The 12,791-nt window shown below is 68.4% G+C and carries 16 protein-coding genes and 1 pseudogene; 10 read left to right on the forward strand and 7 right to left on the reverse strand.

Annotated elements, in window-relative coordinates; translation table 11 throughout:
- The first annotated feature begins 25 nt into the window (after nucleotides 1-25).
- From ACIBGM_RS25000 to ACIBGM_RS25015, 4 genes are read left to right on the forward strand one after another with little or no spacing between them, the layout of a single operon-like run.
- Nucleotides 26-226 carry a hypothetical protein gene (locus ACIBGM_RS25000; RefSeq protein ID WP_396386903.1) on the forward strand — a complete coding sequence of 67 codons (201 nt, stop codon included), beginning with the start codon at nucleotides 26-28 and terminating at the stop codon, nucleotides 224-226.
- Nucleotides 223-930 carry an ABC transporter ATP-binding protein gene (locus ACIBGM_RS25005; RefSeq protein ID WP_396386904.1) on the forward strand — a complete coding sequence of 236 codons (708 nt, stop codon included), beginning with the start codon at nucleotides 223-225 and terminating at the stop codon, nucleotides 928-930. The genes ACIBGM_RS25000 and ACIBGM_RS25005 overlap by 4 nt, the downstream gene beginning before the upstream one ends.
- The gene (locus tag ACIBGM_RS25010; protein ID WP_396386905.1) at nucleotides 927-3,359 is read left to right on the forward strand and encodes an FtsX-like permease family protein; all 2,433 of its coding nucleotides are present in this window, start codon (nucleotides 927-929) and stop codon (nucleotides 3,357-3,359) included. Before ACIBGM_RS25005 ends, ACIBGM_RS25010 begins: the two co-directional genes overlap by 4 nt.
- Before the next feature lie 25 nt (nucleotides 3,360-3,384).
- Nucleotides 3,385-4,041 carry a class I SAM-dependent methyltransferase gene (locus ACIBGM_RS25015; protein ID WP_396386906.1) on the forward strand — a complete coding sequence of 219 codons (657 nt, stop codon included), beginning with the start codon at nucleotides 3,385-3,387 and terminating at the stop codon, nucleotides 4,039-4,041.
- Nucleotides 4,042-4,095: 54 nt separating this feature from the next.
- On the opposite strand, the gene ACIBGM_RS25020 is transcribed toward ACIBGM_RS25015, so the two are convergent.
- The 5 genes from ACIBGM_RS25020 to ACIBGM_RS25040 all read right to left on the reverse strand — a co-directional run bounded on the left by ACIBGM_RS25020 (nucleotide 4,096) and on the right by ACIBGM_RS25040 (nucleotide 8,220).
- On the reverse strand, nucleotides 4,096-5,010 hold the full coding sequence (locus tag ACIBGM_RS25020) for a cation diffusion facilitator family transporter (RefSeq protein ID WP_360531842.1): 915 nt from the start codon (nucleotides 5,008-5,010) through the stop codon (nucleotides 4,096-4,098).
- Nucleotides 5,011-5,228: 218 nt separating this feature from the next.
- Nucleotides 5,229-5,849 (reverse strand): DUF3618 domain-containing protein, encoded by a 621-nt coding sequence (locus ACIBGM_RS25025; protein WP_360531839.1) that lies wholly within the window; start codon nucleotides 5,847-5,849, stop codon nucleotides 5,229-5,231.
- Nucleotides 5,825-6,250: a phage holin family protein gene (locus tag ACIBGM_RS25030; RefSeq protein WP_360531836.1), complete on the reverse strand. Its 426-nt coding sequence runs from the start codon at nucleotides 6,248-6,250 to the stop codon at nucleotides 5,825-5,827. Before ACIBGM_RS25030 ends, ACIBGM_RS25025 begins: the two co-directional genes overlap by 25 nt.
- A gap of 1 nt (nucleotide 6,251) precedes the next feature.
- On the reverse strand, nucleotides 6,252-6,962 hold the full coding sequence (locus ACIBGM_RS25035) for a hypothetical protein (protein WP_360531833.1): 711 nt from the start codon (nucleotides 6,960-6,962) through the stop codon (nucleotides 6,252-6,254).
- Between the two features lie 724 nt (nucleotides 6,963-7,686).
- Nucleotides 7,687-8,220 (reverse strand): hypothetical protein, encoded by a 534-nt coding sequence (locus ACIBGM_RS25040; RefSeq protein ID WP_360531831.1) that lies wholly within the window; start codon nucleotides 8,218-8,220, stop codon nucleotides 7,687-7,689.
- A gap of 168 nt (nucleotides 8,221-8,388) precedes the next feature.
- Between ACIBGM_RS25040 and ACIBGM_RS25045 the strand changes: the two genes are divergently transcribed.
- The 6 genes and pseudogenes from ACIBGM_RS25045 to ACIBGM_RS25070 all read left to right on the forward strand — a co-directional run bounded on the left by ACIBGM_RS25045 (nucleotide 8,389) and on the right by ACIBGM_RS25070 (nucleotide 11,601).
- A complete protein-coding gene (locus ACIBGM_RS25045; RefSeq protein WP_360531828.1) occupies nucleotides 8,389-8,715 on the forward strand; it encodes a metalloregulator ArsR/SmtB family transcription factor in 327 nt (108 codons plus the stop codon).
- 77 nt (nucleotides 8,716-8,792) lie between these two features.
- Nucleotides 8,793-9,158 (forward strand): annotated as a pseudogene (locus ACIBGM_RS25050) (SRPBCC domain-containing protein); the annotation flags it as partial.
- Nucleotides 9,158-9,562 (forward strand): DUF6855 family protein, encoded by a 405-nt coding sequence (locus ACIBGM_RS25055; RefSeq protein WP_360531825.1) that lies wholly within the window; start codon nucleotides 9,158-9,160, stop codon nucleotides 9,560-9,562. The pseudogene ACIBGM_RS25050 and the gene ACIBGM_RS25055, both read left to right, overlap by 1 nt.
- Nucleotides 9,563-9,858: 296 nt before the next feature.
- The gene (locus ACIBGM_RS25060) at nucleotides 9,859-9,987 is read left to right on the forward strand and encodes a hypothetical protein (protein ID WP_360531822.1); all 129 of its coding nucleotides are present in this window, start codon (nucleotides 9,859-9,861) and stop codon (nucleotides 9,985-9,987) included.
- Between the two features lie 96 nt (nucleotides 9,988-10,083).
- Entirely contained in the window at nucleotides 10,084-10,548 is a 465-nt protein-coding gene (locus ACIBGM_RS25065; protein ID WP_360531819.1) for a hypothetical protein, read from the forward strand.
- 318 nt (nucleotides 10,549-10,866) lie between these two features.
- Nucleotides 10,867-11,601 (forward strand): SDR family oxidoreductase, encoded by a 735-nt coding sequence (locus ACIBGM_RS25070; RefSeq protein ID WP_360531816.1) that lies wholly within the window; start codon nucleotides 10,867-10,869, stop codon nucleotides 11,599-11,601.
- Nucleotides 11,602-11,929: 328 nt separating this feature from the next.
- On the opposite strand, the gene ACIBGM_RS25075 is transcribed toward ACIBGM_RS25070, so the two are convergent.
- Both ACIBGM_RS25075 and ACIBGM_RS25080 read right to left on the reverse strand, forming a co-directional pair.
- On the reverse strand, nucleotides 11,930-12,253 hold the full coding sequence (locus ACIBGM_RS25075) for a hypothetical protein (RefSeq protein ID WP_360531813.1): 324 nt from the start codon (nucleotides 12,251-12,253) through the stop codon (nucleotides 11,930-11,932).
- Between the two features lie 26 nt (nucleotides 12,254-12,279).
- On the reverse strand, nucleotides 12,280-12,540 hold the full coding sequence (locus ACIBGM_RS25080; protein ID WP_396386907.1) for a hypothetical protein: 261 nt from the start codon (nucleotides 12,538-12,540) through the stop codon (nucleotides 12,280-12,282).
- Nucleotides 12,541-12,791: the final 251 nt, after the last annotated feature.

Here is a 12,791-nt window from a genome sequence, read left to right on the forward strand (position 1 = left end):
TGAACGGAGCTCGAAAGGAACAGAGATGGGACCTTGGTCGGAACGGGCCGGCGCAGAGCGCCTGCGCCGGTGGCTGACGATCGCGGCGGTCGCAGTACTGGTGCTGCTGCTGCTCAGCGTGGTGATGATGCTGGCCCGCGGAACCGGCGGGCACGGACCCTCGCGGCACGGGAGCGAGGCGCAGAGTGGTGCGACGGTGGCTCTGCTCGACGGGTTGACGCGATGAGTGGCCCGGACACGATCGCGCTGCAGGCTGTCGGCAAGACCTACCGGACGGCTGCCGGCGACTTCACCGCCTTACGGGGCATCGATCTTCACATCCGCAGCGGGGAGTTCGTCGCGGTGGTCGGCCGGTCCGGGAGCGGGAAGACGACGCTGCTGAATCTGCTCGCCGGCATCGACAGGGCCACGTCGGGGACTGTGGAGGTCGCCGGGACCGACCTGGGTGGGCTATCGGAGTCCGATCTGGCGGCCTGGCGCGGGCGGACAGTGGGCTTGGTCTTCCAGTTCTTCCAGCTGTTGCCGACGCTGACCGTCATCGAGAACGTGCTGCTGCCCATGGACTTCGCGAATCAGGTCGCACCGGGGGACCGGTACGGACGTGCCCGCGACCTGCTGGACCGGATCGGGATCGGCGATCAGGCGGACAAGTTGCCGATGGCGCTGTCCGGCGGTCAGCAGCAACGCGCGGCGATCGCCCGCGCGCTGGCGAACGACCCGCCGCTGCTGTTGGCCGACGAGCCGACCGGCAACCTCGACTCGGCCACTGCCGACGCAGTCCTCGAGCTGTTCGCCGGCCTGAACGCCGAGGGCCGGACCATCGTCGTGGTGACGCACGAGACCGACATCCGCTCGCTGGTGAGTCGTGAGATCACGATCCAGGACGGCCTGATCCGCAGCGACCTCGATGCGGCCGGGGTCGTGCGATGAGTGGCCTGCTGCGCCGCAAACTGCGGCGGGACGTCCGCACGAATTGGTCTCGGTTCGCGCTGATGGTCGTCGCTCTCGTGGTGAGCCTGACGGTGTTCAGCGGCATGCTGTTCGCGTGGAGCTCGATCGGCCGCGAGACCAGCGGTGCGTACCTGAGGACCGAGCCCGCGTCGGCGACGATCGTGTTCGCGGAGGGGCTCGACGAGCGAGCGATGGCGGCCGCCGTGGCGACCGCGCGCGGCCTGCCGGGAGTGATCGCGGCGACCGGGCGGACCCAGTTCGACACCGAGGTGGACGTCGCGGGAGCCTCCCGGCCCTACCCGTTGCAGGTCTTCGTGGCCGGCCCGGACGATCCGATGCGGCTGGCGAAGTTCGACCTGACCGGACCGGCCTTGCCTCCTGCGGACGGCGAGATCCGGCTCGGAGGTGACTCGCTCGAGCTGGTCGGCGTCGCTGTCGGCGACTCGATCCGGCTGCGCTTGCCGACTGGGCGCACCGTGAGCCTGCGGGTGGGTGGAACGGTGTACGACCCCAGCCTGGCGCCGTCGCCGCAAGAGCAACGCGGTCGCGGATATGTGTCGTCCGGCGCTGTCGGACCGGTGCGCTTCGACCAGCTCAAGTTGCAGGTGGCGGATCCGGGCGGCACGGTCGCGAGCGACGATCGCGACCGGATCGTTGCCGTTGCCAACGAGGTCGGTGAGGCGCTGCAGCAGCGGTACGGCGTACGGGTGGCCGAGATCCAGGTTCCCGAGCCGTATGCGCATCCGCATCAGTGGCAGGCCGACGTACTGCTGCTCACGCTCCTGGTCGGCGCCGGGGCCGCCTTACTGCTGAGCACGATGCTGGTCGCCACAATGCTGAACAACCTGTTCACCCAGCAGATCCCGCAGATCGGCATCCTGAAGGCCGTCGGTGCCCGAGCGGGGGTCATCGGCCGGGGCTACTTGGCGTTGACGGTCGCCGTCTCGTCGGTCGCCACACTGCTCGCCTTCGGGCCGGCGGTGTTGATCGGGCGATCCTTCCTGCGGATGCTGCTGGACATGCTGGGCGTCGTACCGGTCAGTCTCGCCGCGCCCGCCTGGGCGATCGTGGTCGCGGTGGCTGTCGGCGTCGCGCTGCCTCCGCTGGTTGCGTCGGTTCCGCTGGTGAAGGCGAGCAGGACCACGGTCCGTGCCGCGATCGACCACCGTGGCACCGGTCGTGGAGCGGGGCGGGCTTCGGGGATCGTGGCGACATTGAGCCGGAGCCGGAGGATCAACCGAGCGCTGCTGCTGGCGTTGCGGAACACCGTGCGACGCCCGGCGAGGTTCTGGCTGTCGGCGGGCCTCTTGGCCTCTGCGGGCGCGGTCTTCGTCAGCGGCATGTCGTTGACGGCAGGGACCGAGGCGGCTACGCAAGAGCAGGTCGCGCAGCGCGATTGGGATGTCGATGTGCGGCTTGTCCAGCCGGTCGCGACCGATCGGCTGACCGAGCTGATGCGTTCGTTGCCCGGTGTCGCTGGCGTCACGGGAGCGGACGTCGTACAGACCGCGGTCGCGCGTCCAGGTCGCCTTCCGGTGACGCGCACGTATCCCGACCAGGGTCACGGCAGCATCCGGCTGGTCACCGTCCCTGGTGGCGGCGGGGCCGCGCGGAAGCTGCTGGCTGGCCGGTGGCTTCAGCCGGGGGAGAAGGGCGCGGTGGTGCTGAGCCAAGTCACCCTGAAGAACACGGTCCCGGATCTTGCGGTCGGCGACTCGCTGGACCTGGTGACCGAGACCAGGACATCCACCTGGCGGGTCGTCGGGATCGTCGAGGAACGAGGAGATGGCGCGGTGTACGCGACGAGCGAGGGATTCGCGGCGGCCAACGGGCGTCCGGTCGAGGCGAACGAGTTGCGCGTCGTCACCGACGCACACGACGAAGCGTCGCGTACGGCGACCGCGGACGCGATCGGTAAGACACTGACGGCCGCGGGTATCCAGGTCGCCTCGTCCGCGTCCGTCAGCCGCAGCGAAGCCATCAGCGCCGGGCACACAGATCCCATCGTGCTGGTGCTCGTCGGGGTGGCGCTGCCGCTGGGCATCATCGGGATGATCGGCCTCGCCAGTACGACGTCTGCGAACGTGCTCGACCGCACTCGCGAGTTCGGCGTCCTGCAGGCGATCGGGGCGCGGCCGCGGTCGGTCCGGCGGATCGTCCAGACCGAGTCTGTCCTGCTCGCCCTCGCCAGCTGTGTGATCGCGATCGGGCCGGCGCTCGCACTCGTCGCCGTACTCGGGAACGGGTTGGGGAACCTGTTCATGTCGGCTCCGTTGCCGTTCCGGGTGTCGCTGCCGGCAGTCGCACTGTGGACCGCGCTGGCCGTGCTCGGTTCCGTCCTGGCCACTGAGGCGGCCGCGACCCGCTCGTCCCGGATCACGGTCCGGGAGGCCCTCGCCTATCTGTGACACCCACGATCGAGGAGAAGAACACATGGGACTCGGACAGCGATTCCTCGGCAGCCGCCACGGCCACGGCGATGACGGCAGTGGGGGACACATCGAGCACGCGCGCCGCTACGAGCTCGCCGCCGCGATCGGCTTCGCCGGTCAGCGCGCCCGGGTGTACGACGGACTGGTCCGGCTCGCCGATGTCCGGGCCGGCGACCAGGTCCTCGACATCGGTTGTGGAACCGGATACCTGACCCGCCGGGCTGCCATGGCTGCCGGACCGTCGGGCCGAGTCGTCGGCATCGATCCGTCACCCGATGTCGTTGCCTATGCCAACGAGCATGCGCCCACGAACACGTCGTTCCAGCTGGCCGGCGCGGAGCGGCTGCCGCTCGGGGAGGCGACCTTCGACGTGGTGGTCACGAGCCTGGCGATCCACCACATCCCGCCTGCGGATCGGGGGTCGGCCTTCGCCGAGATGTTCCGCGTGCTGAAGCCGGGCGGGCGGCTGCTCGTCGCGGATTTCCGCCCGCCGCGCGGCCGGGTGCTGAACCATCTGATCGGCGCCCTGAGCGGGCACGCCATGCAACACAACCCGATCGACGAACTTCCCGCCCTGATCACCTCAGCCGGCTTCGACGTCGCCGAAACAGGCGACCGACGCCCGTTCCTCCGCTTCGTCCGAGCCAACCGGCCGTGACCGCCGGAGCCGTGGGCGCGGGCGGCTGAGCCGAGGCCCAGCCGCCCGCGGTGTTCAGCGGTGGTGTGAGACGAGGTCGTGGGCGGGGGTGGAGTCGGGGGCGAGGGGCTCGGCGTGGATGGTGGCGGACGTAAGGCGCCGTACGCCGTGAACCAGCTCTTGCTCGACCTGGTGGCTGAGGTGATGGGCTTCGACGAGTGAGGTGCCGGAGTCGACCGCGATGCGGGCCTCGGCGCGGAGGCTGTGGCCGAGCCAGCGCAGCCGGATGTCGTTGACGTCGATGACCCCGGGGGTGGAGCGGATGACCTGCTCCGTCTGGTCCACCAGTGCGGGATCGACTGCGTCCATCAAGCGGCGGTAGACCTCGCGGGCGGCGTCGCGGAGGACGAACAGGATCGCGATCGTGATCAGCAGGCCGATGATCGGGTCCGCGAGGGAGAAGCCGAGCCAGGCGCCGGCGGCGCTGAGGACGACGGCGAGGCTGGTGAAGCCGTCGGTGCGGGCGTGCAGACCGTCGGCGACCAGGGCGGCCGAGCCGATCTTGCGGCCGGTGCGGATCCGGTACTGCGCGACGATCTCGTTGCCGAGGAACCCGACCACGCCGGCGACCGCGAGGACGCCGAGGTGCTTGACCTCGCCGGGATTGATGAACCGCATGACCGCCTCGTAGCCGGCGTACGCGGCGGAGGCGGCGATCAGCACCACCACGACGATTCCGGCGAGGTCCTCGGCCCGCCCGTACCCGTAGGTGTAGCTACGGGTCGCGAGCCGGCGGCCGACGATGAAGGCGATCGCCAACGGGATCGCGGTGAGCGCGTCGGCGTAGTTGTGCAGGGTGTCGCCGAGCAGCGCGACGGAGTTGGTGAAGTAGACGACCACGGTCTGGATGAGCGCGGTGACGATGAGGCCGGCGAAGCTGATCTTCAGGCAGCGCATCCCTTCCCGGCTGGCCTCCAGCGCAGAGTCCACCTTGTCGGCGCTGTCGTGCGAGTGCGGGACGAAGATCTCCTTGAGCTTGCCCAGAAGACCGTCGTGGTGGTCGTGCCCATGACCATCTCCGTGGCCATGTCCGTGACCATGCCCGTGGCCGTGACCAGCCTGCGCCGGTGCCGCGTGCTTCTTGCAGTTTCCGTGCGTAGATGGCGTCTGGGACGGCCGGGTTCCGGGAACCCGGCCGTCTCGACCTATCAGCCGGGCGAACCGGCTTGCCGGACGTGGTTCGCCGACTGCTTCGCGTCTCCGGCTACGTGCTGGGCGGCCGACTTGCTCTCGTCCGCTAGCTCGCCGGCCGCCTGGGAGGCGGACTGCTTGACCTGCTCGACCGCTTCTTGGGCGGGCTCCTGCAGATGGTCCTTGACCTCCTGCGCCACTTGAGCTGCCTGTTCCTTCACCGGGCCGGCCGCGTCCATCGCCTTGTCCTTGGCCTCCTGCGCGAACTCACGTTCCTTGGTGGACGCCGGCAGTGCGGCGGCCACGACCCAGCCGGCCGCGAAGGCGATGACTCCGGCGGCCAACGGCGTACCCCGTGTTCGTGCCCGGCCGATGTCCGGTGCCGAACCAACCGCGTCGCCGATCTTGGCGCCGGCATCCCGTACCGTCGATGTCACCGAACCGGCCGTGTCGCCGACGGAGTCCACCGACCCCATCACCTGCTCCTTCAGTCGATGTACGCCGGAGCGAGCCCGGTCCACCCGCCGTCCGACGACCCGGCCGGGGCTGACCTTCTCGGTCAAGGCGTCGACGTCGCGGCCGACGTTACGCCGCGTCTCCTCGATGTCTCGCTTCAGCTGTTCCGGGTCTTCAGCCATTTCGCGTCCTCCTTGAGTGATTCGACCGTCTGGTCGGGTTTCGGGTTGACCTCCTGCAGTTCCTTGCGTCCCGTCGACGCCAGTACGGCGGCGACGATCGCCCAGACCGCCGCGACGATCAGCGCCGACCAGACAAGGTGTATGACCTCGCCCAGCGCCCACATCACGCCCAGGGAGACGAACAGCCCGACCATCCAGCCGGCGAAAGCCGCGCCCCCGAGCATGCCCGCTCCCTTGCCGGCCTTCTTCGCTTCCACCTGGAGCTCGGACTTCGCCAGCGCCAGCTCCTGGCGGGTCAGCTGCCCCAGGTCGGTGGTCAGCTGGGACACGAGCTGACCGACCGAGTCGTCCATCGACAGCCGGTTCGGACCGCTGTCGGGTGGTGATCCGCCGACAGTCATTTCACTGGCCCGATCCGGGGCTGAACCTGGGTGTCACCGGCGCCCCGGGATCCGGGTCGGGTGCCACCGGTGTGGGCGCGGGCGGCGGCGCCGAGGTAGGAGCCACTGGAGGGAAGGTCGTCGATGCGGGTGGGACGGGATAGTCGTCACCGACGGAGTTGATTGCCCCGTTGCCGGTAGCCATCGAGTCCGGCGTGGACGCCGTACTGCCGCCCGCCGCGAGGGCGCGGGTCAGCCGGCCGGCGACGATACCGGCTGCTGCGGCGGCCAGCAGGAACGTGCCCGGCTTGCGCCGTGCATATCCGCGGACCTGCTCGAGCAGGTCGCCGGGCTCGTGATTCTGCAGGAATTCCGCCGCCTGATCCGTGAACTCGGCGCCGCGCTGCGCCAGTTGAGCACCCAGGCCGGACTGGCCGTGCTCGGCCATCCCGCGCAGCTCGTCACCGATCGAGCGCAGGCTCTGCGTGGCCCGTTCCTTCTGCTGACTCGTCTGCTGGACGAGCTCGTCGCGTGTCTGACCGGCCATCCGCCGGGCCTCGTGGCCGAGACCCGACTTCACCTCCGATGCCTTGTCCTTGACGGTCCCGGCAACCTGGCGAGCCGCCTCGGTCGAGGTTTCCTTCAGTTGCCCGGCCTCGTCCCGGGCTGTACCCGCCACACCTTCCGCGGGTGGACTGGAGACATCCAGCCGGTGGTTTGTCGTGGGCGTCATGTGACTGCTCCTTCCAGAAGCATGAATGGGTGTTTGGGCAAACGCGCGCGACTGATCCGCCGACGGCGCCGGCGACAGTCGTTGAGTGATGGAGGCGCGGGATCCTTACCGCGCATCAAGGAAGCTCGGCGGCACACTGTCGTACCGCCGCTGAACTGGCCGACCTGTACCCAGGCCCGAACCCACTACCCCTGAACACACCAACAAGTGCTCAACGTCGGCTGGGGATGACTGCCGCCGCAGCATCTGGTCATGTGATAGGTACGGCTGCCTTGCGCCAGGGTCGTGGCATCACCTGGTCCGGTCAGGAACTTCGCGGTCCTCGGGGCGGCCATGGCGGAGGCCAGAGTGACCTCGTAGCGCCCTCCGGAGGCGCCACTGCACCATCACGTCCAATTCTCGTCCCGCCAGGCGCGGAGATCGCGGCGCCTAACTGAGCGTCCTTAGGGCAGGAAGCGGTCGATGGCGCGTAGGAGGCGGCCGACGACGGGCCGGTCGTGCCAGCCGCGGCCAATCACGGCTTCGCGGGTCTGCCGGATGCCGGATCTCAGTCGGCCTGCCCAGGAGGGGTTGAGTAGGTCGTGTCGTTCGGCGGCTCGCACTTGCAGGTCGCGTGCACAGCCAAGACAGATGCCGACCTCAGGCCGTGACCTGAGGCGCACCAGATTCTGTTCGTCGTACTCCGAGTCGCAGCACCAGCACAGCGACCCCTCCGGTACAGCAGTCATGACGGGGTCCTCGATCCTGTCTTGCGGTGGTGGTGCCTGCGTTCCAGGGCGTCGACGGGGGCGAACACCAGGCAACCGATCTGGTCGTCGCGACCGAGCACCAGGTTCGAGACGGCCAACACCTCACAGCTGGCGTAGCGGCGGGCCGCGGCAATCAGCATCGACGCCCCGTAAAAGATCATCGCTGCGTCGCTCGTGGCCGACAACGCCGGCAGGTACCACGGCGTCAGGTACAAGGCGGCGACCACCGCCAGGTTCACCACGCTCGCCACCGGGCCGGTCGCGTGTACCGGTGCCGGATGGCGTCGCGTCCACCACCGTTGCCACGCCAGCAACAGCGCCGGGAACCCGACCAGGCCGAGCACCTCCGAGCCGCCGAAATCGATCGGGTACGGCGGTCCCAGGACCGCCCACAACAAGTACCCGCCGAGCAACAGTCGCGCCGCAACTCCCCACGGCCCGATCTGACTACAAGATCCGCCGGCACCTGCCGTAACGCCATGCCCTGCCGAAGCATCCACAGTGCCCATCACACGCCTCCAGACATCGCTAGCTGACCTGCAGCGTGCAGGCCGTACCCAAGTCCAGGGTCAAGGTGTCGACGCGCCGGTCAGGCCAGGATCAGGGCACGTTCAGGGTTCGATGAGCCGTCTGTAACACGATGGTTACCGTAACTGATGGGTTACGCTTGCGGAGTGATGGCTGAGGCCGAGCGGGATCCGTTTGCGGCGTTGGGGGATCCGACGCGGCGGCGGATTCTCGAGTTGCTGGCTGACGAGCCGCGGTCGGTCGGGGAGTTGGCCGGGGAGTTGCCGGTCAGCCGGCCGGCGGTGTCGCGGCATCTGCGGCTGCTCAAGGAAGCCGGGCTGGTCGAGGAGGTGCCCGAGGGCACCAGACGGATCTATCACCTGCACGAGTCCGGCGCTGAGATCGTGCAGGCGTACCTGCTGCAGGTGTGGGGCGAGGCGGTCGGGCGGCTCAAGTTGCTGGCCGAGAACACGCGGCCGTCCGGGGGAGCGGAATGATCGAGCCGCTGCGCGTCGAGGTCGAGCTGGACTGCTCGGTCGAGCACGCGTTTGCGACGTAGACGGAGCGGTTCTCGTCGTGGTGGCCTCGGGGGCACTCGGTCAGCGGCGACCCGGCCGCGGTGACGTTGGAGCCCAAGGTCGGCGGGCGCATCTACGAACTGACCCGCGATGGCAAGCAGATCGACTGGGGCGAGATCACGGCGTGGGATCCCCCGCACCGACTGAGCTACCGGTGGCACATCCGCCGGCCGGCTGACGAGGCCACGGACGTTGACGTTCGCTTCGTCGCCGTACCGGGAGGCCGAAGCAAGTTGGACATCGTCCACAGCGGTTGGGAGCGACTGGGTGCCGATGCCGAGCGCTGGCGGGATGCGAGCGCCGACGGCTGGCGCGGGCTGCTCCGGTACTTCGTTTCCGCGACAACCGAAGGAGGAGACTGATGAGCGACTCTGGAACGAAAGAGGACCCCTGGGTTCTCAAGACGCCACCTGGTACGTCCGAGTACTCCATGTACCGCGACGACACCGCCGACCCGGCCGAGATCGTCTGCCAGGTCGGCTCGACGAAGCTGCGGTACCTGGCGCGCTGTCTCGACGACGTACCCGCGATGCTGAAGGCGCACGGGGACTGGATGGAGTTGGGCAGCGCGGACGAGGGCAAGCCGGCGAAGGACGGGACGCTGGAGGCGTGGGCTCGTGCGGATGAGAACCCGGTCGGCGGGTGGTACGGCCTCCGCAAGGGCTACCGCGGCCGCTTCGCCATGTACGTGCCCCCGCTCCTGGAGCACCTCGGTCTCGTCGAACTGGAGCACAACCCCCGCAACAACCGTCTCCGGGTGCGGTAGCAATCCGGACCAGGTGCATGCAGGTGCGGTCCGGCTGAAAGGACTTGCGGTCGCGGATGATGTGGCGGCGCCCGGGTGCGCTTTCTCGAGGTTGCCGGAGGCCCCGTTCTCGACTTCTGCGTCGTACCGGGCGTGTCGTGAAGGGCAGAAGCGGACCGGCGTCACGACCGAGCGGCGTCGCCTTCGTCATCTGAGTCTGTGGAGCGACCTGAAGCGGCTGCGTTGCCTGCCTCGTGGATGACGGTTGGGAGTTGTTGCCGGGAGGGCATGCCCAGCTTGGTGAAGACCTTGCGGAGGTGCCACGTCGGCGTGCGTCGATTCGCGAGAACCCGTACCAGGGCGAGGATTCCGGCCGTGCCGACCACCTCGACCAGGCTGCCGATCGCCTGAGAGCCGCCCGCCAGAAGCTCGACTCCCTGCAATGACCACCAGGTGATGGACCAGGGACTTTCCCTGGGGTGACGCGTCTGCCACTGACCAACAGTGGAGACAGCGGAAACCCTCCAAGGATTGGAAGACCCATGACCACGATTCACCTCACCGAGGTGACCACCTCGACGCCCGAGCAGTTCATCGCCGGGCTCACGGACTTCGGGCCGGGGCGCTCGAAGATCTTCGGGAACAGCCATGACGACTACCTCGAGGTGCACGACCAGGGGGCGGGCTGGGCCGATGTCACCGAGGGCTCGCCCGGCGTCTGGGAGCGCCTGCGGTACGACTGGTCCGACTCCGACCACGTCGTCCTCACGACGACCGACTCCAACGTCTGGGGCGGAAGGTCCGGCCACACGTACACGTTCAAGCGACGGGCCGACCGTGCGACGGAGATCGACGTCGTCATCGTGCGCGAAGGCAAGAACTTCAAGGGTCACCTGATCGGAGGTGTCTTCGCACTCTTCGGCAAGCAGGTCCTGGGCAAGGCCTTCGACGCGTCCGTCCGGGCCATCGAAGCGCGCAACACCCCCACGACCCGAGTGCAGGGGTGATCATCAGTCATCGTCGAGGCCGATCCGGCCGGAGCATTCACGCTCCGGCCGGCTCGCCTGGTGTCGTCACGCGGAGCGGGCCAGGGCGCTGCGGAGCCGGCGGCGAGAGGTGATGCCGAGTTGGAGAAGGTCTTGCGGAGGACCTCGTTGCGGGCGACTGCCACCCGCGAAAGAGCTTCATCGATTGCCTCCTTGGTCCCCCCACGGTCCCGTCGCCCGCCGCTGGTCACGGGCACTGGTGAATCTCCCTGGTGCGAGACGGTCGACTGAGGGTGAATGTGGATGGTGACACCGCGAGTCGGCACGAGGAGTGGAGGCATGATGACGTCAGCGGACGGCCGTGGGCTGAGCGGGCAGACAGTGGTTGTGATCGGCGGGAGCCAGGGGATCGGCCTCGCTACGGCTCGCCTCGCGCGGGCGGAGGGTGCATCCGTGATCATCACGGCGCGAAACGAGGAACGCCTGCAGCGGGTGGGCAAGGAGCTCGGTGCCGACACGGCGGCGTTCGACGCGACCGACTTCGACATGCTCTGGATGTTCTTCGAGTCGCTGCCGACGCCGATCGATCACGTCCTGGTCACCGGACCGGGGCCGTACTACGCGCCGCTGCAGGATTTCGACTTCGACGAGGCACGCCGCGATATCGAGTCACATCTCTTTCTGCCGCTGCACCTTGCCCGGCTCGCGATCGGCAGGATCCGCCCGGGCGGGTCGCTGACCTTCATCGGTGGCACCGGCGGTCGGCGTACGGCTCCTGGCCTGGTCCTGATCGGCGCGCTCACGGCAGCGATGCCGGCGATGACGCGAAACCTTGCGGTCGAGCTCGCGCCGATCCGGGCGAATCTGATTGCCGCCGGCTTCGTCGACACACCCCTCTCAGCCAGACTGCTGGGCGACCAACTGGAGGCCCGCCGCGAGGAACTCCGTACGACGCTCCCGATCGGCCGCGTTGTCGGACCCGACGACATCGCCACGCTGGCCCTCCACCTGATGACCAACACAGCCATCACCGGCGCCACCCTCGACATCGACGGCGGCCAACAACTCGTCTGAGACCCTCAACGCCTGACTACGGGCGCTAGCCATCAGGTAGTTCTTCCCACGCGCGCTACGCGGGCGCTCATCGTCGCTACGCTCCTCGACGCACCTGCTACGCCCACTCCCACCCACCCTCCGGCTTGCCGCCGGCATTCCTGCTGGCCGCCGCCGGCGGTTGCGGGCTGCCGCCCGCCCTCGACCGCCCCGTGGTCGCGGCCAACCGGAGTCAGTGAGCAGTCACGCGCGCGGTCGCGGAGTGCGCTGGCTGACAAGTCCTCCCGATGGTGGAGCGGCGGAACGGACGTGGGGTGCAGGGGACTTGAGGAGAACGAGGGATGTCCCCTCAGCACGTCCGCTCCGCCGGCTTGGTGGCGATCAGAACCTCGTGGGTGCAGTGGCGGAGGTGGTGTCTGATCTTGGCTGGGTGCCCGAGTACGGCGAGGTGGTGCAAAGTCGGTACGACGAGAGGTTGTCCGTCGGATCGCAGGAGTGATTCGAGGAGGTCGAGGGCCGCGCTGGGTGGTCCGGGCTCCTCGACGTACACCTTGGTCAGCTGAAGTCCGTGTGCGCTCGCGAACGCCTGCAACTGTCGTTGGACAGCGAGCAGCTGGCCTGTGTTCCCTACGAAATGCATCGAGATGAACCCGAGGGCTGGGGTGACGGACATCTGTGCCGCTCCTACGTCCGCCGTGCCTAGCCGCTGACCACGATCGTGATGCCGTTCGACTCGAGGCGCTGCCTTACCGACGATGGGTCGCCGGCAACCCCGAGGTGCTGGATGCCGGGCGTGATGATCATTCGCTCTGCTTCCTGCATCACGACCGCGAGCAAGTCGTGGAACGCCTCAGGCGCTGTCTCGATCTCCTCGACATGAATCGCCACCAGGTGAGTCCCACGACTGTGAGCGGCTTCGACGACGAGCTTTCGAGCGCTCGCCAGCTCGTTCTCGCTCATGAGGAAGTGCTTCCGGATGTAGCCGTAAGCCCGCATGGCGTTGCCCCGCTCGTGGTGATCTGCACCGGCAAGTTTGCTGATCATCTGTCTTGCCGCCATGTCATTCGTTGCGGCCGGACAGATCTCGGAACAGATCGGTGACCATTGCGAGTGTCAGGCCCGCAGCCAGGCAGAACGCGATCAACAGTGGCGTCGTCATGGTGGGCGTCCTTCGTTCGGTGTCGTAACACTCTGTATTCACACCATGGCGC

The sequence above is a fragment of the Kribbella sp. NPDC050470 genome (genome assembly GCF_044458365.1).
Lineage (GTDB): Bacteria > Actinomycetota > Actinomycetes > Propionibacteriales > Kribbellaceae > Kribbella.